Annotated in this window: 23 protein-coding genes and 1 pseudogene; 12 read left to right on the top strand and 12 right to left on the bottom strand. The window is 59.1% G+C overall.

What is annotated here, in order from left to right; translation table 11 throughout:
• Positions 1-457 precede the first annotated feature (457 nt).
• From PQT43_RS04595 to PQT43_RS04585, 3 genes are read left to right on the top strand one after another with little or no spacing between them, the layout of a single operon-like run.
• On the top strand, positions 458-1,834 hold the full coding sequence (locus PQT43_RS04595; protein ID WP_102861704.1) for a TolC family outer membrane protein: 1,377 nt from the start codon (positions 458-460) through the stop codon (positions 1,832-1,834).
• Between the two features lie 18 nt (positions 1,835-1,852).
• Positions 1,853-4,012 (top strand): type I secretion system permease/ATPase, encoded by a 2,160-nt coding sequence (locus tag PQT43_RS04590; RefSeq protein ID WP_102878820.1) that lies wholly within the window; start codon positions 1,853-1,855, stop codon positions 4,010-4,012.
• An 11-nt stretch (positions 4,013-4,023) separates the two neighbouring features.
• Entirely contained in the window at positions 4,024-5,379 is a 1,356-nt protein-coding gene (locus tag PQT43_RS04585; RefSeq protein ID WP_102878819.1) for an HlyD family type I secretion periplasmic adaptor subunit, read from the top strand.
• 102 nt (positions 5,380-5,481) lie between these two features.
• Here PQT43_RS04585 and PQT43_RS04580 read toward each other — a convergent pair whose 3' ends face one another.
• Together PQT43_RS04580 and PQT43_RS04575 are read right to left on the bottom strand one after the other, a co-directional pair.
• The gene (locus tag PQT43_RS04580) at positions 5,482-6,081 is read right to left on the bottom strand and encodes a tRNA-uridine aminocarboxypropyltransferase (RefSeq protein WP_110595136.1); all 600 of its coding nucleotides are present in this window, start codon (positions 6,079-6,081) and stop codon (positions 5,482-5,484) included.
• Between the two features lie 9 nt (positions 6,082-6,090).
• On the bottom strand, positions 6,091-6,984 hold the full coding sequence (locus PQT43_RS04575) for a LysR family transcriptional regulator (protein WP_102861700.1): 894 nt from the start codon (positions 6,982-6,984) through the stop codon (positions 6,091-6,093).
• A 358-nt stretch (positions 6,985-7,342) separates the two neighbouring features.
• Between PQT43_RS04575 and speB the strand changes: the two genes are divergently transcribed.
• The 4 genes from speB to PQT43_RS04555 all read left to right on the top strand — a co-directional run bounded on the left by speB (position 7,343) and on the right by PQT43_RS04555 (position 10,734).
• Positions 7,343-8,293 carry an agmatinase gene (gene speB, locus PQT43_RS04570; protein ID WP_011059912.1) on the top strand — a complete coding sequence of 317 codons (951 nt, stop codon included), beginning with the start codon at positions 7,343-7,345 and terminating at the stop codon, positions 8,291-8,293.
• 335 nt (positions 8,294-8,628) lie between these two features.
• Positions 8,629-10,017 carry a sodium:solute symporter gene (locus PQT43_RS04565; protein ID WP_102878816.1) on the top strand — a complete coding sequence of 463 codons (1,389 nt, stop codon included), beginning with the start codon at positions 8,629-8,631 and terminating at the stop codon, positions 10,015-10,017.
• Between the two features lie 298 nt (positions 10,018-10,315).
• The gene (locus tag PQT43_RS04560) at positions 10,316-10,447 is read left to right on the top strand and encodes a hypothetical protein (protein WP_258381420.1); all 132 of its coding nucleotides are present in this window, start codon (positions 10,316-10,318) and stop codon (positions 10,445-10,447) included.
• Positions 10,448-10,473: 26 nt separating this feature from the next.
• Positions 10,474-10,734, top strand: coding sequence for an acyl carrier protein (locus PQT43_RS04555; protein ID WP_272753552.1), 261 nt, complete (start codon positions 10,474-10,476; stop codon positions 10,732-10,734).
• 88 nt (positions 10,735-10,822) lie between these two features.
• On the opposite strand, the gene PQT43_RS04550 is transcribed toward PQT43_RS04555, so the two are convergent.
• The 3 genes from PQT43_RS04550 to PQT43_RS04540 all read right to left on the bottom strand — a co-directional run bounded on the left by PQT43_RS04550 (position 10,823) and on the right by PQT43_RS04540 (position 13,078).
• A complete protein-coding gene (locus PQT43_RS04550) occupies positions 10,823-10,951 on the bottom strand; it encodes a PA1414 family protein (protein WP_011059908.1) in 129 nt (42 codons plus the stop codon).
• 190 nt (positions 10,952-11,141) lie between these two features.
• Complete coding sequence (locus PQT43_RS04545) at positions 11,142-12,065, bottom strand: DMT family transporter (RefSeq protein ID WP_102878814.1); 924 nt, start codon at positions 12,063-12,065, stop codon at positions 11,142-11,144.
• A gap of 176 nt (positions 12,066-12,241) precedes the next feature.
• Positions 12,242-13,078, bottom strand: coding sequence for a CvfB family protein (locus PQT43_RS04540; protein ID WP_060838083.1), 837 nt, complete (start codon positions 13,076-13,078; stop codon positions 12,242-12,244).
• Positions 13,079-13,431: 353 nt separating this feature from the next.
• Here PQT43_RS04540 and PQT43_RS04535 point away from each other — a divergent pair, with 353 nt between their 5' ends.
• Positions 13,432-13,620, top strand: coding sequence for a hypothetical protein (locus PQT43_RS04535; protein ID WP_016962619.1), 189 nt, complete (start codon positions 13,432-13,434; stop codon positions 13,618-13,620).
• Positions 13,621-13,878: 258 nt separating this feature from the next.
• Positions 13,879-14,748: a DUF6279 family lipoprotein gene (locus tag PQT43_RS04530; RefSeq protein WP_272753551.1), complete on the top strand. Its 870-nt coding sequence runs from the start codon at positions 13,879-13,881 to the stop codon at positions 14,746-14,748.
• 10 nt (positions 14,749-14,758) lie between these two features.
• Here the strand turns inward: PQT43_RS04530 and PQT43_RS04525 are convergent, their stop codons facing one another.
• A complete protein-coding gene (locus tag PQT43_RS04525) occupies positions 14,759-15,151 on the bottom strand; it encodes a transcriptional regulator (protein ID WP_272753550.1) in 393 nt (130 codons plus the stop codon).
• 195 nt (positions 15,152-15,346) lie between these two features.
• On the opposite strand from PQT43_RS04525, the gene PQT43_RS04520 reads away from it, so the two are divergent.
• The gene (locus PQT43_RS04520; RefSeq protein WP_110651992.1) at positions 15,347-16,093 is read left to right on the top strand and encodes a DUF899 domain-containing protein; all 747 of its coding nucleotides are present in this window, start codon (positions 15,347-15,349) and stop codon (positions 16,091-16,093) included.
• A 146-nt stretch (positions 16,094-16,239) separates the two neighbouring features.
• A complete protein-coding gene (locus tag PQT43_RS04515; RefSeq protein WP_115581841.1) occupies positions 16,240-17,187 on the top strand; it encodes an AraC family transcriptional regulator in 948 nt (315 codons plus the stop codon).
• 135 nt (positions 17,188-17,322) lie between these two features.
• Here PQT43_RS04515 and PQT43_RS04510 read toward each other — a convergent pair whose 3' ends face one another.
• A complete protein-coding gene (locus tag PQT43_RS04510; RefSeq protein WP_267269571.1) occupies positions 17,323-17,904 on the bottom strand; it encodes a hypothetical protein in 582 nt (193 codons plus the stop codon).
• Between the two features lie 449 nt (positions 17,905-18,353).
• On the opposite strand from PQT43_RS04510, the gene PQT43_RS04505 reads away from it, so the two are divergent.
• On the top strand, positions 18,354-18,626 hold the full coding sequence (locus PQT43_RS04505) for a hypothetical protein (RefSeq protein ID WP_123393339.1): 273 nt from the start codon (positions 18,354-18,356) through the stop codon (positions 18,624-18,626).
• 78 nt (positions 18,627-18,704) lie between these two features.
• On the opposite strand, the gene PQT43_RS04500 is transcribed toward PQT43_RS04505, so the two are convergent.
• From PQT43_RS04500 to PQT43_RS04480, 5 genes and pseudogenes are all read right to left on the bottom strand, one after another.
• Positions 18,705-18,959, bottom strand: coding sequence for a MafI family immunity protein (locus PQT43_RS04500; RefSeq protein WP_272753549.1), 255 nt, complete (start codon positions 18,957-18,959; stop codon positions 18,705-18,707).
• A 5-nt stretch (positions 18,960-18,964) separates the two neighbouring features.
• Positions 18,965-19,177: pseudogene (locus PQT43_RS31315) on the bottom strand (hypothetical protein); the annotation flags it as partial.
• Positions 19,178-19,546: 369 nt separating this feature from the next.
• Positions 19,547-19,822, bottom strand: coding sequence for a hypothetical protein (locus tag PQT43_RS04490; protein ID WP_108544737.1), 276 nt, complete (start codon positions 19,820-19,822; stop codon positions 19,547-19,549).
• The gene (locus tag PQT43_RS04485; protein ID WP_272753547.1) at positions 19,823-20,947 is read right to left on the bottom strand and encodes a hypothetical protein; all 1,125 of its coding nucleotides are present in this window, start codon (positions 20,945-20,947) and stop codon (positions 19,823-19,825) included.
• A 59-nt stretch (positions 20,948-21,006) separates the two neighbouring features.
• Positions 21,007-21,456: a hypothetical protein gene (locus tag PQT43_RS04480; protein ID WP_272753546.1), complete on the bottom strand. Its 450-nt coding sequence runs from the start codon at positions 21,454-21,456 to the stop codon at positions 21,007-21,009.
• Position 21,457: the final 1 nt, after the last annotated feature.

Raw genomic sequence — 21,457 nt, 5'->3', positions numbered from 1 at the left:
AGTCTTGATGTCCCGCCCTCCCTTGCTACCAGTCGGACGGCTGATACCGCAGGGCGCCGGACAAAACAGCCTCATCCGCGCCTGCGGATCGCTCACCAACTACATTGTGCGAAACAGGTCAAAAGGCGAAATCGCCAAAAAAATGCCGCCATATCCTGTTCCGTACCTTCTTCCTTGTAACCACTTCCCCGCCCTGAACTACCTGAAAATTGAACGTCCCCAGAAACTTCAGGAAATACCTCAACGCCTGAAAATTCCGGGTCTGCGATTGGAACAATGTCTTGCTTTGACAAACATGCATAAGTTTTTTTTGGCATAAAACTTATGAATTTTTTTTCTTAGCTATCCTTCTGGATGTTCTTAGCTCTGTTGTAAACAAGATGAGACGGTTAAGTCTCAATTTTTTAGTCATATTTTTGACGAAAACACTGTTTCACTGGATCAGGGAGAGACACCCATGCGCGTTTTCACCCCCCTCAGCGGTGCAATTCTTTTGGCCTCAATCTGTGTCAGCCCGGCTCAGGCCATGTCTTTGACTGAAGCGATCCAGAGCACTCTGGACAACCACCCTGAACTTCGCGCCAGCCAGAACAACCGGCTGTCTGCCGACGAGGATGTGAAGGTGGCCAAGGGTGGCTTCTATCCCAGCCTGGACCTCAATGCCGGCTATGGCCGCGGCTACAGCGACAACAGCACCACCCGCGGCTACGGGGTGGCGCGCGGCACCGGCAACCACAACACCGAGACCCTGAATTACACCCAGTCGGAACTGCGCCTGCGGCAGATGCTCTTCGACGGCTTCAACACGGCCAATGAAGTGGGCCGCACCCAGTCGGTGGTCAACTCCCGGGCCTACTTCACCCGCGGCACCGCCGAAAGCCTCGCCCTGCGCACCATCGAGGTGTACCTGGAGGTGCTCAAGCGCCGTGAACTCTTGACCCTGGCCAAGAACAACCTGCAGGCCCACCTGCGGGTCAACGACCAGATCGGCCTGCGCAGCCAGCAAGGCGTGGGCAGTACCGCCGACCTCGACCAGTCCAAGGCCCGACGTGCCCTGGCGGAGAACAACTACGACACCGCTCAGGTCGACCTGGCCGATGCCGAGGCCAACTTCTACAGCGCAGTCGGACGCTTGCCCGACGAGCTGGAAAGCCTGCCGTCGATCCGCGGCGAAATCCCGCAGAACCTCAACGACGCCAAGCAGAGCATGCTGCTGAACAACCCCTACCTGAAGTCCGCCCAGGCTGACATCCAGGCGGCGGAGAGTCAGTACGAAGTGGCCAAGTCGCCCTTCTATCCACGCTTCGACGCCGAGGCCGCAGTCAACGCCAACGACAATGTGCAGGGCGACCTGGGCCACGATAACGAATGGCGGGTCGGGGTGATCATGAACTACAACCTGTTCCGCGGCGGCAGTGACAAGGCCCGCCTGCAGTCCAACGCGCACAAGATCAACCAGGCCATGGACATCCGCAACAACGCGCTGCGCATGCTCAACGAAAACATCACCCTGGCCTGGAACGCCATGCTCAACGCCAAGAAACAGACCCCCACCGCCCGGGAATATGCGGAAACCACCACCCGGGTGCGGGCCGCTTATCAGGACCAGTTCGGCCTCGGCCAACGCACCCTGCTCGACGTTCTGGACAGTGAAAACGAGCTGTACAACGCCAACCGCCGCTACACCGAAGTGCGCTACACCGAAGAGTTCTCCATGTACCGGGTACTGGCCAACATGGGCGAACTGCTGAGCAAGGAAAAAGTCGTGGTACCGGCCGAAGCCATCGCCCAAAGCGAAGTGAAAAGCGAGGCGCGCCTGCCGGAAATGAAGTAGTCCCGTGGAGGACTCGATTTGACCAGCCTCGAACCCGGGAGCCCGCACGCCGATCCGCGTGCCAGCTTCGATGACCCGCTGTTGGACGGATTACTGATCCTGTGCCGACTCCACGGCTGCAACGTCAGCCGGGGCAGCCTCAGCGCAGGCCTGCCCCTGGACAAGCAACGCCTGAGCCTCGACCTGCTGCCCCGGGCCGCGGCCCGGGCCAGCCTTCAGGCTCGCCTGCTGCGCCGGGAACTGGGGGCGATATCCGCTCTCAACCTGCCGGTGCTGCTGATCCTCCAAGGCGGTCGTTGCGCAGTGCTCAGGCGCTGGGGCGAGGATGGCCAGGCCCTGATCCTGCCCAGCGAGGCCGAAGGTGGCGAGCAGTGGGTGAGCCGCGAGGAACTGGCCCGGGAATACAGCGGCCAGGCCCTGTTCGCCCGCCCCCGCCATGAACTCGAAGACCTGCGCAGCCCCCTGGTGCCCAGGGTCGACGCCTGGTTTCGCGACACCCTGAAGCTCTCGCGCTGGCTCTACAGCGACGCCATTCTCGCCAGCCTCCTGATCAACCTGCTGGGCCTGATGGTGCCGCTGTTCGTGATGCAGACCTACGATCGGGTGGTGCCCAACCAGGCCACCTCGACCCTCTGGGTGCTGACCCTGGGCCTGCTGCTGGGCACCGGGTTCGAGCTGGTGTTACGGGTGGTACGGGCCCACCTGCTGGACCAGGCCGGGAAAAAGACCGACGTGATCCTCTCCGCCACCCTGTTCGAACGCATCACCGGCATGAACATGAAGGCCCGACCAGCCACCATCGGCGGCTTTGCCCAAAGCATCCACGACTTCCAGGGCCTGCGGGAGTTTCTGACGGCCGTGACCCTGACCAGCCTGATCGACCTGCCCTTCGCCCTGCTGATGCTGGTGGTGATCGGCCTGCTCGGGGGCTGGCTGGTGGTGATCCCGATACTCGCGTTCCCCATCACCATCGTCTTCGCCATGCTGATCCAGGTGCGCCTGCGGGACACCGTGCAAAAAAGCCTGGCCCTGGGCGCCGAACGTCAGGCGCTGTTGATCGAGACCCTCGGCGGCCTGGAAACCCTCAAGGCCTGCAGCGCCGAAAGCGAACGCCAGCACAAGTGGGAAAGCACCCACGGCGCCCTGACCCGCCTCGACAGCCACGCCCGCAACCTCTCGGCCCTGGCCACCAACGGCACCCTGTTCATTCAGCAGTTGTCCGGCATGGCCACCATCGTCGCCGGGGTCTACAGCATCATCGCCGGCAACCTCAGCGTCGGCGCCCTGGTGGCCACCTATATGCTCGGAAGTCGAGTCCTGGCGCCATTGGGACAGATCGCCGGGCTGATCACCCGCTACCAACAGGCGCAGTTGACCATGCGCAGCACCGACGCCTTGATGGCCCTGCCCCAGGAACGCGATGCCCGTCAGCGGCCTCTGGAGCGCACTCAGTTGCACGGCGCCCTGGAAGTCAGCCGAGTGAGCTTTCGCTACCCCGGGCAAAGCACCCCGGCGCTGAACAACATCAGTTTCAGCCTCAAGCCCGGAGAGCGGGTCGGCATCATCGGCCGCAGCGGCTCGGGGAAAAGTACCCTGGCCCGGTTGCTGATGGGCTTTCTCGCCCCGGAGGAAGGCCAACTGCTGCTGGACGGCCTGGATCTGCGACAACTGGACGTGGCCGACCTGCGTCAGCAGATCGGCTACGTCGCCCATGACCTGCCGCTGCTGGCCGGCAGCCTGCGGGATAACCTGACCCTGGGCGCGCGCTACATCAGCGATGCCCGAATGCTCGAAGTCGCCGAACTCACCGGGGTCACCGAACTGGCCCGCGCCCACCCCCAAGGCTTCGACCGGCCGGTGGGTGAACGTGGGCAACTGCTGTCCGGCGGCCAGCGCCAAGCGGTGCTGCTGGCCCGGGCCCTGCTGCTGGACCCGCCGATCCTGCTGCTGGACGAACCCACCAGCGCCATGGACAACAGCAGCGAAGACGCTCTGCGTCAGCGCCTGCACGCCAAGGTCCAGGGCAAGACTCTGCTGCTGGTGACCCACCGCACTTCGATGCTCAGCCTGGTGGACCGCCTGGTGGTTCTGGACGAAGGACGGATTGTCGCCGACGGACCGAAAGACGCGGTTATCGATGCACTGCGCAAGGGCCGTGTTGGCTCTGCAGCCGTCTAGGAGTGCCGAGCATGTCGACACCATCGTCACCCCGCAGTTACCTGGGCAGTTTTCGCCGAAGTGCGGAAAGCGAATTCATGCCGGAAACCGCAGAAGCCTCGTTGCAAGACTCGCCCCGCAGATCACGGTTGACGGTCTGGATCGCCGCCGCGCTGATCCTCTGCGCGCTGGTATGGGCCAGGTTCGCGGTGCTCCAGGAAGTCACCACGGGCGAAGGCAAGGCCATTCCTTCGAGCAAGATCCAGGTGATCCAGAACCTGGAAGGTGGCATTGTCACCGAGATTTTCGTCCGCGAGGGGCAGATGGTGGACAAGGGCCAGACCCTGCTGCGCCTGGATGACACGCGCTTTCGCTCGAACAAGGGCGAGAGCGAGGCGGATCGCTTCGCCTTGATGGCCCAGGTCGAGCGTCTGTCCGCCGAAGCCGAAGGCAAGCCCTTCACCCCATCCGCCGAAGTGCTGAGCAAGGCGCCGCAAGTGGCGGAAGACGAACGCTCGCTGTACGACCAACGCCAGCGACGCCTGGCCAGCGAGCAGCGCACCCTCAGCGAACAGTTGCGGCAGAAGACCCAGGAACTGGCGGAATTTCGCTCCAAGCAGGGGCAATACAGCTCCAGCCTGGCCCTGCTCAATCAAGAGATGAACATGTCGGCTCCCCTGGTGGGCACTGGCGCCGTGTCACCGGTGGAAATCCTGCGGCTCAAGCGCAGCGCGGTAGAGATTCGCGGCTCCCTGGACGCCACTACCCTGGCCATTCCACGGGCCGAATCGGCCATCAACGAGATCAAGAGCAAGATCGATGAATCGGTGCAGACCTTCCGCTCCGATGCCGCCAAGGAACTCAACGAGAAACGCACCGACCTGTCGAAGATCACCGCGTCGGGGATCGCCATCGATGACCGGGTCAACCGCACCACGGTGGTATCGCCCGTGCACGGCGTGATCAAGCTGCTCAAGGTCAACACCATCGGTGGCGTAGTCCAGCCCGGCAGCGACCTGGTGGAAATCGTGCCCATGGAAGACAACCTGCTGATTGAGGCCAAGGTCCGGCCTCAGGACGTGGCTTTCCTGCACCCCGGACAGAAAGCCATGGTCAAGTTCAGCGCCTATGACTACACCATCTACGGCGGCCTGAGCGCCAAGCTGGAGTTGATCGGCGCCGACACCATCACCGACGACAAGGGCAACAGCTTCTATCTGATCCAGGTACGCACCGACAAGAACCACCTGGGGGGCGACGCCAATCCACTGCTGATCATCCCCGGCATGGTGGCCACGGTGGACATCATCACCGGCGAGAAAAGCGTGCTGGACTACCTGCTCAAGCCCGTGCTCAAGGCCCGCACCGAAGCCATGCGCGAACGCTGAGTGCCGGCTACGTAGGAGCCGGCTGGCCGGCGAAGAGGCCCTCTGACTTTGCCGCAGACTTGAGAGTGCTTTCGCGGGCAAGCCCGCTCCTACAGAAAAAACTCAGGGTTTGGCGCCGTGGTTGCGTTGGTAGGTGTCTTCGCCCATCGCCGCGATCTGCCCTTCGATCAGGGCCTCGAAGGGGCGCAGCAAGGACTCGAAGGAGGCCGGCGCCTCCAGTACCTGCAACGCCTGGACAATGGCTTCCAGGGTCGACAGCGCACCCGGTCCAGGGGCTTTGCGCAGGCGATAGCGCGAGGGCGTCGCGGCGGCCAGGGTCACTCGCGGCAAGGCCGCCAGCAGCGGATTGAGGTGCAACAGCTTGCGGGCCTTGCGCCAGGTGCCGTCGGGCACCACCAGCAGCAACGGTTCATCGGTCTCGGCATAGGCCTGCAGCGGCTGGGCATCGTCCGCCGGGAACAACAGGCAAGCCCGGTATCCGGGTTGAGCGAGCAGCGTCGGCAGATCCTCGAACACCTCGCCCACCCGCAACTGCGCATTGTGCAGCCCCAGGGCCGCCAGCCGCGCCGTGTTCAAGGCGTGGTTGACCTCACTGGGATGCTGCAGCAGCAACACCCGGGTGCGGCTGGGCAAATCCGGGATCAGCGGGCACAGACAATGGCCTGTGGGACGCAGGCAACGCTCGCAGCGTGCTCTGGACATGGGAATTCCTTATGACTGGTTGAGCTGGGCCTTGAGCAGATCGCGAAAGGTCTGGATCAGGGGTTCACGGCCCCGGCCACGACGCATGATCAGGGAGAACGGCGCCTGGTAGCCGAAGGTTGCCGGCAGCAGCACCCGCAGGTCGCCCTTGTCGGCCCAGGCCTGGGCATAGTGTTCCGGCAGGTAGCCGATGTAGGCGCCGGACAGCACCAGGATCAACTGCGCCTCCATGCTCTCCACGGTCGCCGCGCTGTGCTTGAAACCGTGCCGGGCCAGTTCCGCCTGGCTCCAGTAGCCACGGCCGACCATGCGCTGCTGGGTGATGACCTGCTCCGGAATGCGCCGCTCGCTGTACAGCGGATGCCGGTTGCTGCAATACAACCAGTGCTGCTCGCGGTACAGCGGCATGTACACCAGGCCGCTCATGCGCGTGGAAAAGGCGCCGATGGCCAGGTCCAGGCGGTTGTCCTGGACCCCCAGTTGCAGTTCGTGGGGGCTCATCACCGACAGGTGCAAATGCACCGCCGGATGCTCCTGGCTATAGGCGCCGATGGCCTCGGCGAACGGCAGGGCCTTGTCGCTGACGGTGGAGTCGATCACCCCCAGGTTCAGGGTGCCGCGCAACTCGCCCTTGAGGGCCGCGGCGTACTGTTCGAAGCCCTCCAGCTCCCCCAGCAGACGCAAGGTCTCCTGGTGGAACAGCTCCCCCTTGCTGGTCAGGCTGAACCCGCCACGGCCACGGTGGCAGAGCACCAACCCGAGGGCGCCTTCGAGCTGGCTCATGTAGGTGCTGATGGCCGACGTCGAGAGATTGAGTTCGTGCTGGGCATTGGCGAACCCCTGATGTCGCACCACGCTGACGAAGATGCGCAATAGTTTCAGATCAGGTAAAGCGTTGGCCATGACAGGCTCCGATAACAGGCAAAACAACCACTTCCCTGTGCCAAGAGAGCGTACTTGCGCCGGGCGACCAAGCAGCCCCGATGACCTCCATGCGCACTTTCAACCAGACCCTGCAACCCGGATAACGGTGGCTACGCCACCGAGCGGATGCTCGCTCACTCACCACGCAGGGCCCTGGAAGCCGTGCGGGAGTCTAGCGCGACCCCGGCCATTAGTTTAGAAAAATCTGAACTAAGTATTTGTTCGTAGCGATTCTTTCCCCTCACTACATTTCGCAGAATCGGCCCAATCGGTTGAACGGGCGATACCTGCTGCGCCCTCAGCCCCATAAATATAAAACAACGATGAGGCCTATCCCGTGGACAAGATTCTCCACCAACCACTGGGCGGCAACGAAATGCCGCGCTTCGGCGGCATCGCCACCATGATGCGTCTTCCCCATCTGCAATCCGCCGCCGGCCTGGACGCTGCGTTCGTCGGCGTGCCTCTGGACATCGGCACCTCGCTGCGCGCCGGCACCCGTTTCGGCCCGCGGGAAATCCGCGCCGAGTCGGTGATGATCCGCCCTTACAACATGGCCACCGGTGCCGCTCCGTTCGACTCGCTGTCGGTGGCCGACATCGGCGACGTGGCGATCAACACCTTCAACCTGCTGGACGCGGTGCGCATCATCGAAGAAGCCTATGACGGCATCCTCGAACACAACGTGATTCCCCTGACCCTGGGCGGCGACCACACCATCACCCTGCCGATCCTGCGGGCCATCCACAAGAAACACGGCAAGGTCGGGCTGGTGCACATCGATGCCCACGCGGACGTCAACGACCACATGTTCGGCGAGAAGATCGCCCACGGCACCACCTTCCGCCGCGCAGTGGAAGAAGGCCTGCTGGACTGCGACCGCGTGGTGCAGATCGGCCTGCGCGCACAGGGCTATACCGCCGAAGACTTCAACTGGAGCCGCAAGCAGGGCTTCCGTGTGGTCCAGGCCGAAGAGTGCTGGCACAAATCCCTGGAACCGCTGATGGCCGAAGTCCGTGAAAAGGTCGGCAACGGTCCGGTTTACCTGAGCTTCGACATCGACGGCATCGACCCGGCCTGGGCTCCGGGCACCGGCACCCCGGAAATCGGCGGTTTGACCACCATCCAGGCCATCGAGATCGTCCGTGGCTGCCAGGGCCTGGACCTGGTGGGCTGCGACCTGGTGGAGGTTTCGCCGCCTTACGACACCACCGGCAACACCTCACTGCTGGGTGCCAACCTGCTGTACGAAATGCTCTGCGTACTGCCCGGCGTGGCCCACCGCTGAGTCTCGGCCCTGGGAGGGCTGGTGCCGCGCTCAAGCACGAGCGCGGCCATGGAACCGTCATGCAAAGGAGCGCAACACCTTAGCCAACGTGGTCGGAGCAGATCATGAATAACAATAAAGAAAACAGCCTTAACGACATGAACAACGGGGACGCCCAGATTCCCGCCCCTCGACGCAGCACCCTGTACGACCTCTCTCGAAACAGGCCCCCCTTGGCCTGAACTGCCCCAGCAACCGCAGCTCTTCCGGAAGACCGGCCTCCACTGGTCAACGGGGTGACCGTCCGCATCGGCGGGTGGCAACAACAATAACAACTTGCTTGTGAGGACCCGAACATGGGCTTGGATATTCTCGTAGTACTGATTTATGCCGCCGGCATGATCACCCTGGGCTGGTACGGCATGCGCCGGGCCAAGACCCGTGATGACTATCTGGTAGCCGGCCGCAACCTCGGGCCGGGCTTCTACCTGGGTACCATGGCGGCCACCGTACTGGGCGGCGCCTCGACCATCGGCACCGTACGCCTGGGCTACGTCCACGGCATTTCCGGCTTCTGGCTTTGCGGCGCCATCGGCCTGGGCATCGTCGGACTCAGCCTGTTTCTGGCCAAACCCTTGCTGAAACTGAAGATCTACACCGTCACCCAAGTGCTGGAACGCCGCTATAACCCCGCGGCACGCCACGCCAGCGGACTGATCATGCTGGTCTACGCACTGATGATCGGCGCCACCTCCACCATTGCCATTGGGACAGTGATGCAAGTGCTGTTCGGCTTGCCGTTCTGGGTATCGATCCTGGTGGGCGGCGGTGTGGTGGTGCTCTACTCGACCATCGGCGGCATGTGGTCGCTGACCCTGACCGACATCGTGCAGTTCCTGATCATGACCATCGGCCTGGTGTTCCTGCTGATGCCGCTGTCCATCGTCGATGCCGGCGGCTGGGATACCCTGGTGGCCAAACTGCCCGCCAGCTATTTCGACTTCACCGCCATCGGCTGGGACACCATCCTCACCTACTTCCTGATCTACTTCTTCGGCATCTTCATCGGTCAGGACATCTGGCAACGAGTGTTCACCGCCCGCAGCGAAGGGGTAGCCAAGGTTGCCGGGACCGCGGCCGGCATCTATTGCGTGCTCTACGGCCTGGCCGGCGCGCTGATCGGCATGGCCGCCAAGGTGGTCCTGCCGGATCTGGATAACGTCAACAATGCCTTCGCCAGCATCGTCCAGACCAGCCTGCCCAACGGCGTTCGCGGCCTGGTGATTGCCGCGGCTCTGGCAGCCCTGATGTCCACCGCCAGCGCCGGCCTGCTGGCGGCCTCCACCACCGTGACCCAGGACCTGTTGCCGCGGCTGCGCGGTGGCCGTGAAAGCGGCAATGGCGACGTGCATGAAAACCGCATCGCGACGTTGCTGCTGGGGGTTGTGGTGCTGGGTATCGCCCTGGTAGTGAGCGACGTGATCAGTGCCCTGACCCTGGCCTACAACCTTTTGGTGGGCGGCATGCTGATTCCGCTGATCGGCGCCATCTACTGGAAACGCGCCACCACGGCCGGGGCCATCACCAGTATGTCTCTGGGCTTCATGACCGCGCTGTTCTTCATGTTCAAGGACGGCCTGGACGCCAACACACCGATTTACTACAGCCTGGCCGTGGGCCTGGTGAGTTTCGTGGTGGTGAGCCTGGTCTCCCGGCGCTCGGTGCCTCTGGCCAACGCGATCTGACCTGAAGTCAGACGCCTGAAGCTTTCTTCGACGGGTGCGGCGTCGGTGGCCGCACCCGTTTTTTTCGTCCACGAAAAAGTGCCACAACGCCGGATGACGCTCGCTTCAGCCCGACCCAGGAAGCCGCCCACTGGACGAGCGGTCACCACCGCCGGAAAAAACCTCTGCTGTAATCTGATTCAGCGACGACTGTTACTGAACAGTACAAGGATCGCTGGCAGCCTCAGGGCACGCTATCGCTTCACCCTTGGACGGGGTCAAAAAACAATCAGAACCTCTCCCCTGCCCCGAGGTGTTTATGGACCGTTTCGACATCCAGCCAAGCATCCGCCTTGATCCGGACCTTGATCTGTACCGGATCAACTCCATCAGCGAACTCAGCCAGGTCATCCTGGAAAAGACCCGCGCCGACGCTGCCCGTCCCGCCTGACCTGCTCGCCCCTCGGGAGTAACGCGATGAAACGGGCCGAAGCACGCGCGGCCGTACACCTGCTCATCCGTCGGGGGCTGGATGAACTCACCGACTTCGATGACCAAAGCGCTCTGCAAGCACTCGGACTCGACCGGGAGGATATCGAAGCGCTGCTCTGGCGCCTGGAGGACAGGTTCGATCTCTGCATCTCCCCCCGGGAAGAACAGCGAGCGCTCTGGCGCCTGGAAAAGGTCGACGACCTAGTGCAATGGTTGCTGGAAAAGTCCCGGCAAAATCAGGATTGACCCGATTGCCTCGGGTGGATGGCCGAGCGACTGCCGGCCAGAAAACCCTGGCGAGAGCCGGAGTCTGCACTCCGCTCTCGCCCTGAGCTCAACGACGACGTTGCTGACGGCGCCGCAGTTCTTCGTCGGTAGGAATCGGCACCGGTTGCAGCGGTGGCTCGATCAGGCCCAGTGCGACACCAAGGTCGTGCAGCCAGCTTTGCAGTTTGTCTTTCATAGTGCCCCCTCAGGGTCGTGCCGAGCGGCGATACTGCGCCGCCTCAAGCAGATAATAGTCCTAACTTTTCCCGCGCGCTGCCTCGCAATAGCAATGAACTGTTACTGGATTGAAGCGAATCGGCCAAGGCTATTCAGCCATTGGCCCGCAGCGCCTGTGGCGCCTGCCCGGCAGGCGCATGGGCAGCGGCTTATAGAAAGCGCTTGATCCGCCGACGCAGCCATTGCTCGGCGCTGACAAAGGTGATGCCCAACAACACCAGCAGCGCCCCCAGCACAAAGTTGAGGCTCAAGGGCTCACCCAGCAACAGCACGCCGAAGGTCACGCCAAACATCGGTGTCATAAACGAAAACACCGCCAGGTTCGCCGCCAGATAGCGACGCAACAGCCAGAACCAGGTCAGGTAGCTGAAGAACGACACCACCAGCCCCTGGAACAACACACTGGCCACGGCCACCGGGGTCAGGCTGACCTGGGTCACCTGGCCGCTGAGCACCGCAATCAGCAGCAGGCCGACGAACCCGACGATCAACTGATAGAACAGGGTCAGTGTGGCTGGCGCTTCCGACAATCGCGAGGCGCGTACCACCACCGTGGTCGCGCCCCAGGCCAGCCCCGCCAGTAATCCCAATACATCGCCCAGGAGCATGCGCCGATCCAGATTGTCCAGGGAGATTCCACCGGCAAAGGCGATGCTGATGCCAATGAAAGCAAGGATGATCCCCAACCATTGCAACGGCCGCAGCCGCTCACTGGGCAGCAACCAATTGACCCCAAGGGCAGTGAAGATCGGGGCGGTGTAGAGGAACACCGACATATGCGCGGCGCTCGTCAGCTTCAGCCCCTCGGCAATGAACAGGAACTCCAGGCCGAACAGGGCGCCGGCCAGTAAACCGCCGCGCCAGGTACTGGAGACCTGGGACCAGCCCCCTTTCCAGCACATCAGCAGGGCCACCAGCAGCGCCGAAATCCCGGAACGAGCAGCCGCCTGCATCACCGGGGCAATATCCGCCGCCGCCCATTTGATCATCACCTGCTGCACGCCCCAGATCAGGCACAACCCCAGCATCACCTGCAGGGCAAAACCATCGGCGTTGCGCCGCTCGATGCTCACCGCAGTCCCTCAGATTGATTCATCGACATGACAGCTACCCGCTGTGGAAAAGACAACGCCCCCAGGCGCGCGCCCAGCCGTCGTGCTGCAAGGCCGGCCGCACCAGGAAAGACAAGCAACACGAGACAAAGAAGAGGTGGGGCTTTAAGCACATCCACCCCAGAGCGAAACAAGAATCAGCTTAGCTCGATACGATCTGCGTGAATGACAATCTGGCCCTGTTTATAGAGCGCGCCGATGGCCTTCTTAAAGTTGCCTTTGCTGACCCCGAACAAACTGCTGATCAAGGCCGGATCGCTCTTGTCGCTGACCGCCAGAGAGCCATTGTTTTCGCGCAACTTGGCGAGGATCTTCGAGTTCAGGCTGGTGGCCGCTTCTTCACCCACCGGTTGCAGGCTCAGGCTGATCTTGCCATCGGCCCGCACTTCCTTGATGAACCCCTTCTCTTGCATGCCGGAGCGCAGGAACTTGAACACTTCGTTCTTGTGAATCAGGCCCCAGTGCTTGTTGTTGATGATCGCCTTGAAGCCCATGTCGGTGGATTCAGCCACCAACAGGTCGACTTCCTGACCAACCTTGTAGTTAGCCGGAGTCTTGTCCAGGTAGCGGTCCAGGCGAGCCGTGGCCGTGATACGACGGGTGTGCTTGTCCAGATAGACATGCACCACGCAGTACTCGCCGGCATTCATCTGGCGCTTCTCTTCCGAGTAGGGCAGCAGCAGGTCCTTGGGCAATCCCCAATCCAGGAATACCCCGATACTGTTAACTTCGACGACTTTAAGGCTGGCGAACTCGCCAACTTGAACTTTCGGCTTTTCGGTAGTTGCGATTAACTTGTCGGCACTGTCCAGATAAACAAAAACATTCAACCAGTCTTCATCTTCACTGGGAATGTCCTTGGGAATATAACGATTGGGCAGCAATATTTCGCCGTCCGCCCCTCCGTCCAGATACAAACCAAAGTTAGTGTGTTTAACCACTTGCAAACTGTTGTAGCGCCCGACTAAAGCCATTTCCAATACCCTCATTGCGTGGGCGGCATTCTACCTGTTTTCCACGCCCAGGTTGGCGCTCCTGAGTCCCGGACCGGAAAATTCCGTGAAGAGCCTTGGTTTTTCTAGCATCACTGGCGCTCAAGCGGCCATTCGTCAGGCCAACAGCGACCTGCCGGGTAAGGGCAAACAGCCACCAGGCCGCATTTTCAGTAACGGGTCTTTATTTAAAACAGCCACTTAGGAAGATGTCAGCAAGATCAACTTAAGGAAAAAGCCCAAAAAACGACCCTTTGTTTCAGATGATATTTACCAAGCAATTGTCAAGTATTTCTGATAAGATGCCTGGCCAAATTAATTTTCCAAAAGGTTAAATGGCCGCCATGCGAGTAAAAGCCTCCAACAGCAAAGCAAAACCAGCTCCCGCCGTTGAAACCAGCGAATCGATCAACGAACAAATCGCGGCCTTCCTGAAATCGGGCGGCGAAATCCAGCAAATTGCCAAAGGCGTCAGCGGCCAGACTTTCGGCCCATCCAAGCAGATCAGCCTCGGCAAAAAGTAATTCCCCCGCATTATCCTGGTCCCTTAGCGCTTTGCCCTCAAAGCGCTAGGACTGGCACCCCTTCTCTCCTCCCCCTCTAGCACTAAAAGTCGACCAACGGCCCTTATCCGCTGTTCCTGGCCGCTATCCTTTCAGCTCTCTGGATCAATAGTTTCAGCCAACTCCCAGTTCATCACTGCCGGCCTTCCGCCCTGCGACTGAACGGCTGGCAGCCTTCCGGGTTCAGATGCAGGAACCCGAACTCGCAAGGACTCGAACATGGCGCGCCAGTGGCCCCTGCTTATCTCGTTGCTGATCCTCAGCCTGCTGCTCGGCGCCTGCAGCCGAGTCGGACTGGCCTATCGCAACCTGGATGTAATCATCCCCTGGACCCTCAACGACTACCTGGACATGAACAGCGAGCAGAAAAGCTGGTTCAACCAGCGTCTGCAGCAGCACCTGAGCTGGCATTGCAGCACCCAGTTGCCCGGCTATCTGGACTGGCTCGATCGCCTGCAACTGATGGTGCAGAGCAATCAGGTCAGTGATCAGGACCTGCAAGCACGAACCCGGGAAGCCAAGCAGGCCATCGCCGAGACTGTAAGACAGATCACCCCTTCCGCTGTAGAACTGCTCCAGGGCCTGGACGACGGGCAAGTCAAAGAGATGAACAACGCCTTCGCCAAGGACCAGCAAGAACACCGCGAGCAGTACCTCACGTCATCATTGGCGCAACAGATCCAGCAGCGCAGTCAGCGCATGAGCAAGCGCCTGAATGCCTGGCTCGGCCCCCTGACCCCCAGCCAGCAACAACGAATCGAGCAATGGTCTGCCTCCCTGGGAGAGCAGAACCAGCAGTGGATCGCCAATCGCGTCCATTGGCAGACGCAATTCAGCGCCGCGGTGGCGCAACGCCGAGACAGCGATTTCCCACAGCGCATCGAGCAGTTGCTGATCAACCGCGAGAGTTTATGGACAGACGACTACCGCCAGGCCTACGCCCACACCGAACAGGCCGCACGCAGCCTGTTGGTTGACTTGATGGCAGCCAGCAGCGTGGACCAACGCCAGCACCTGCTGAAGAAAATCGACGGTGTACGCAAGGACTTCGCCGCCCTGAAATGCCTGCAGAACGCAAGCCAGGGCTAGCATCGCGAAACTAGGCGATCTGCGCCTTGGAGGCCACCTCGTCAAAGGTATCCGCAGCCAGGGCATCAGCCTGTTCATCCAGCACCTGACGCGGGTGATCGTTGCCCGGAATACTGCTGTCGATCAGACACAACAGGCTTGAGCCGCGAGGCGTCAGTACAAAGTTCTCGCCGTTGCCGCCTTCTTCCTCGGGCCTGGTTTCAATAAAACCCCGGTCCAGCAGCAACTTTTCGTACTGGGTGGCGGTGACTTTCAGTTCATCCAGATTGCCGGCGGGCTCACCCTCCGCCTCCTTGGCCGCCGCATGCTGCTCGGCGTAGGGGCGAGGCGTGAAACTGTGGCCGGCGCCGTTCTGCACTTCGTGCAGCAGTCGTTCAATCAGATCCCAGTTATATGTGGTCATTGCGGTTCAACCTCCAGACATGAGAATGAAATGCCGTTCATAGGTTGTGACCGACCGGGTTTTCAGCCGTTCAGGAAATACGCCGCGCCAGCCTGACCCCTGATCGGAAAACCGCTGGGCAGCTTGTCGATCCAGCCCTGCGCCAAACGACTAGCGTGTGTAAGACCCATGCCCCCTGCCTTGAGGAGAAACGCCATGAGCACTACCGATCACCCCGTGGTCTCCCGGGAACAATGGCTGCTCGCACGCAAGCAGCACCTGATCCATGAAAAGGCCTTTACCCGCCAGCGCGACCAGCTCAGTGCCGAGCGACGGGCGTTGCCCTGGGTCAAGATCGACAAGCCCTACCGCTTTCAAGGCCCCGACGGAGCACTGAGCCTGGCGCAACTGTTCGGCGAGCGTAGCCAGTTGCTGGTCTACCACTTCATGTTCGGCGCCGGCTGGGAAGAAGGCTGCAAGGGCTGCTCCTTTCTCGCGGACCACTTCGACGGCGCCAACCTGCACCTGGCCCATCACGACGTAACGCTGGTGGCTGTCTCCCACGCGCCCTATGCCCAATTCCAGAGCTTCCGTCGACGCATGGGCTGGCGCTTCGACTGGTATTCCAGTGCCGGTGACGACTTCAATCAGGACTTCGGTGTCAGCCTCAGCGCCCAGCAGCTAGCCGCGGGCACCGCGACCTACAACTATGAACAGGCCAGTGGCGATGAAGCCGAGTTGCCCGGCCTGAGCCTGTTCTATCGCAACGATCAGGGTGAGATTTTTCACACTTACTCCACCTATGCCCGCGGACTGGACCTGCTGGTGGGAGCCTATAACTTCCTCGACCTGACGCCCAAAGGGCGCAATGAAGAGCAGATCATGGACTGGGTCCGCCTCCATGACCGCTACGAACAGACACCCGAAGGCAAGGGAAGCCACCCTTGCTGTGGTGACGCTTAAGATCGTGTTCACCGGCAAGCCGGCTACGGGGCGTTTGTAGGAGCCGGCTGCCGGCGAATCGTACCGACAGGCGATTCGCTCTCACAAACGGCACAAATCTGCGACAGACTGCAACGTCCCCCTCCACAGCCAACTAATCTGCAAACATGAGCGCCGCCTACCACAGCCTCCACGAATACACCCTGCGCATGAGCCGGGTGCTGGAGCATATCGACCAACACCTGGACCAGCCTCTGGAGCTGGCTGATCTGGCGCGGGTGGCGCATTTCTCGCCCTACCACTTCCACCGCCTGTTCAGCGCCTGGGTCGGAGAGCCCCTCGGGGCCTACCTGCGGCGTCGGCGCCTGGCCTGTGGGGCTTATCTGATGGCCAGCCGCCCCGAAGCCTCAATCCTGGAAATCGCCATGGATGTCGGCTTCGGCTCCGGCGAAGCCTTCTCCCGGGCCTTCAAGCAACACTTCTCGGTCTCACCCAGCACCTGGCGCGACACCGAACCCAAACGCTGGCACCGCCGCCTCGACGACATCCGCGAACGCCGCCTGCGTGAATTGAGCAATCCTGATCAGACCCACATCCCGGCCTTCGACGATCCTGACGCCTTCATTCATCTGAAGGAAACCAGCATGAACGTCACCCTGCAGCAACTGCCCGCCACCCGCGTGGCCTACCTGCGCTACATCGGCGCCTACGGGCCCGGCATCGGCCTGTTCTGGCGCGAAACCGCCATGCCCTGGATGCTCGAACACCAGCTGTTCAACCACGTGCGCTATGGCATCGGCCACGACGACCCGGACCTCACCCCCGCCGACAAATGCCGCTACGACGCCTGCGTCGAAGTGCCCAAGGACTTCAAGGCCAGCGCCCCCGCCGTCGTCACCACCCTGCCCGGCGGCCTGTACGCCGTGGCCCACTTCCGCGGCTTGGGCCCAGCTATCGCCGACGCCTGGATCGAACTGTGCCGCGACTGGCTACCCAAGAGCGGCCTGCAGTTCGACCCGCGCCCGGCCTTCGAGCGCTACCCGGCGGATGCGTACTACGACCTCAAGACGGGAGAGCTGGAGTGTGAGATCTGCATTCCGGTGAAGAAGCTGTAACCCAAAAAGCACGTTGATCCCCATGTAGGAGCTCGCTCGCGAAGAACGCCAACGATAACGCGCTGTTACTGACAGAGCGCGGCGCCATCGGGTTCATCGCGAGCAAGCTCGCTTCTACAATCCCGACACACCCACTCAACGAGAAGGAATGGCCGTGATATCACGAACGATGAACTTCGGCAGAGCGCGAATGTAGAAGTTCTCCACATCCGAGTTACCGCTGTTGGTGATCGCCCCCAACATGGTCTTCATATTGCGCAACTGGCCCACGGCCCCGGCAGGCTGCAAACCATTGCGCTCCTGGGCGAAATGCAACACCTCGGCGCCGTCGCGCTTGACCTGAACCTTGTAGCCGAAATCGACACTGGCAAGGATCGTATTGTCATCGACAACCATCGACACCAGCCCACCCTTGGAATCACTGAGGCGGCGCTTGTACACCGCATTCACATCCAGCAGGTAGTCGGCGCTGTCCTTGGTGGCGGCGTAGCGATTGGCATTGCCCAATTGCCGGATCAACTCCATGCCCAGTTGCTGGCGCAACTTGTCCTCGGGCAGAAAGCGCTCGCTCTCGCCGACCAACTGCAGGTTGAAGGTATCGATCCAGTAAGTGGCGGTAGCGGGAATCTGTACCGGTTTGGGCGAGATGTAATAGTCCGGGGTGGAGGCACAACCGGCGAGCAGAACGAGGGTGAAGAGCAGAGATAACAGACGCATGACGGATCTTCCTTGAGAAGGTTTTCAACAACGCACCGCCACCTGAAAACCACCTGTGGCATGGCGATAAGCGGCGGCATTGTAAGCCAGGAAAATCACGGCGAACCGGCTCGAAAAGATACGCTCGGCAAATTAGGAATTGCCTTACGGCAGAAGCAGACAATCCAGTAGGAATGGGGCTTTAAGGACAGGGGGAACGCTGGATATAGTCGAGGGGTCGTTGAAAGGACGACCGGGTTTGGCGACCTGATTTACAGAGGGAATGCAAAAGATCCAGCTTGCAGGTATTTTGCGTCCGCACACGCAGTTCTATGACGGCTGTGCGCGGGAGATCTCAGGATCTGCCGACTTTACCTCTGTAGTCGGTTCGCCAACCTGCGTACAGCCGTCACCCACTTGTTTGGCGACAACGGGTGAAGGCATTCAGCCAGTCAAACAGAGGTCTACACATGAACAGATACATGCCGATTACCGGCCACGACTGCAACATTCCCTCGCTGCTGATCGATACCCAAGCCCCCATAGACGTCCTGCACGATGCAGCGGCGTATCGCATTCGCGCTGTGACTCAACTACTGGAAAACTTCGCGATTTGTGATGACGCGCCCAAAGGTGCAGTGGTGCTGCAGGAACTGTCGCTGGTGTGCAGCATTTTGCTGCGAGATGGGTGTGATTTGATGGATGTGACGACGAGGCGGATGCAGGAGCAGGTGCTTCAGTAAGCAAAAAAGGGGCGGCTTGAAAGTCGCCCTTTCTCTCTCGCCATTGATGGCGATATCGAGAGAGTATTAACATTTGGCCTATAGCTTTAATCCAATCAAATGTTTGAACGGCCCCGCCTTTACATCAAATCCCATATCTAAGGCCAACTGCATAGCCTCTCTATACTCACTTTCCGTTATGAGCACATTATACTCACAAACATGGTCACATAAAATTTCGAAAGCTAAACTCTCCTCGTTACATGCCACATAGTCCAATGTTCCCTGGAGCAGGCTAGAGTCCAGCCGCACCTGAAACATCTCTCCAAATTTAAGAATTCGATCCGCGCACATAAAACCTACTTAATGGGCTTATAGGCTGGCATAGGTGCATTATCCGGAAAAGCAGTAATAACTTTCCCTGTAGCTGGCTAACAAATAACTCGCATACGAACTCCATCACGAACTTCATAAGCAATCCATTTAGCGGGGTCACCTTTAGCTGTATAAATTCCACCCGTACCAGTTTGGGCATACCACTTGGTATTAGGGGAAATCGCGATATCATCAATACTAGCCCACAACTCGACTTCCGAAACCAAACAAGCAATCTCGGCCAACAACAACAACAACAACAACAACAACAACAACAACAACAACAACAACAACTCAACATCCCCCATCCCTAACCAATAGTTAGGAAAGCCGCCTAGAAGCTCTTCACCGCCCTCTCCCCACTATATTCAGACAGCCGCCCCACCATTTTTTTCCACAAACACCTACTACTCCCGCATCAGAAACTAAAGTAAATTTAGAATACCAAACACCCCCCTCCTCTCTATTTAGGCTACAGATATTTCCTATTGTATCCAGTACGTCACTTCCTTTAGACCTTTACGCAGCAGCCATAACAAAAATTGTTATTACAGAAAACCCACCAATCAAGTCCCCCCCTCCAAAAAGTCGTCCCCTTCAACATAGTCATACAACTGGATCTGCGAAAAGTCGTCATCATTAACGAATAGTAAATCATGCCCTTCATGCTGCTGAAAAAAGGCCTGAATAATATCCCACGCACGCTTATCATTAAGCCAAGCTCTTTCCTTGTCAGAGTAAACCCCCTGAACAACTAATCGCCCTCCCTCCTTCGCCAGCTTCTTTCCTAAGTTCAATGAAATTCGGCAAGTTTTGCAGCACAAATAATAATACGTACCCATTTACTTCCCTCTCACAATCGGCATTTGAATAACCCCATGTTGTGTGATTGCAAATACCTGCTCCAACTCAGGACGCTTCGGCACCACGTTATTTAAAGCTCTATCTATATAGCCAGCAACCTGCTCAGATGACAAACTCAATGCACGCGCATCAATCACCACCGCACTTGGAAAACCATTAAGCTGCGAACTCCCGGTACTAATATTTCGCTCAAATATTCTCTTTATACGATTATCCGTCAGCTCTGACACCGGAGCATCTGGAGTTTCAAAAGTTTTAAACTCTGCACGAAGCCTTGTGCCATCTGGCAAACGAATAGTCGCGTCACCACTTGGTGTATTAGAGCCTCTCAACAGAACACTCACCCCTCGCTCTTCGGCAAGAATATTAGCAATATCAATTTCTTTTTGTAGAGGCAATCTACTATCAGGGAGGTTCTGTGCAATGGTCACAGTTCCTTTTTCCGATACCTTTTCACTATACACAATTCCCGGACTTAGCTTGTGCTCCGGAGTTACATAGGCACCGTCCTTCTGTACCCCATCCAGTTGAGTACCGCCGGTATGTGGCGTTGTAATAACTCCGCCACCCTCAGCGTAGCCCCCACTGGCAGGATTCTCTCCTGATGCATCAACAATCGGATTGACCAGCTTTCGGTTTTCGTCATCAAGCAGGTGAATTGGAAACGGCATGTGGGTTACCAACTCCCAAAGCCCCATCGAAACCCTCAGCCGACTCTGCACTTGCTCCTTTGTTTCAGAGACGCCCCGGCTGACACTTTCAATCATGGAGTTGGCCGCGTTACGCATCCGCGCTTGATTTTCAGGTGTGGACGCTTGATAAGCCAGTGCGCCAACCAGGGCAAGCATAACCCCCGAACTAGCGAGCCCCTGAGCATAGTTATTTGCGCCTGCAGGAGAATCGCGGAGGCGGCCGATGAGCGCTGTCAGTTCAACTGACTTCTCAGGGCTCTGACGGGCAATTTCCTGCATTCGAGCGACGAGAAGCTTTTCCCCGTCAGATTTTGGATCTCCGAACTTCTGCTTGAGTCGAAACTCAATAGCCTCCGCACATCTGTTCTCATCCTTACTGAAGGCTTTTAGGTAGTTTTCAGTTTCTACCAAGACTCTATTAATTTCTTCGGATTTGTACTGAAGGTTGTCTGACGACGCGATCTAATACTCTACTTATCAGGGATCAACCCCATCAAAGAGCTACAAAAATCATCTACTGCTGAAAACTCAACACTAGCTTCAAATCCGAAATACACATTTGGAGAATCTTCATCCTTCCCTCCAAAATTAAATAAAATTCCGATCCAAAAATACCCCTCCTCCAAGCTATCAGCTTCTCCCGCCATAAACCTTATTTGAAAATCATTTTCCAACGGCATAAAAACCAACGCCCCATCAACCTTATCGGCGAGCACTGACAGCTTATGCCTATAAAAATACTCCACGAGTCTATTTATATCGTCAAAGTTCAAACTGCAAAAATATCTATCCGGCAGACAACCTGAAAACTTCTTACTCCAAGCACAGACAATATCAAAATCAAAAAAACAATTCTTAGCCTCTGTACTTTTAACAAAAAATCTCAGCACCCCTGCCTCGGATTCAAGTTCAATCCTCACG

This window comes from Pseudomonas sp. BLCC-B112, assembly GCF_028550695.1.
GTDB lineage: Bacteria > Pseudomonadota > Gammaproteobacteria > Pseudomonadales > Pseudomonadaceae > Aquipseudomonas > Aquipseudomonas danubii.
Note: the sequence above shows the minus strand (reverse complement) of the source record. Positions and strands in the feature narration are given on the sequence as shown.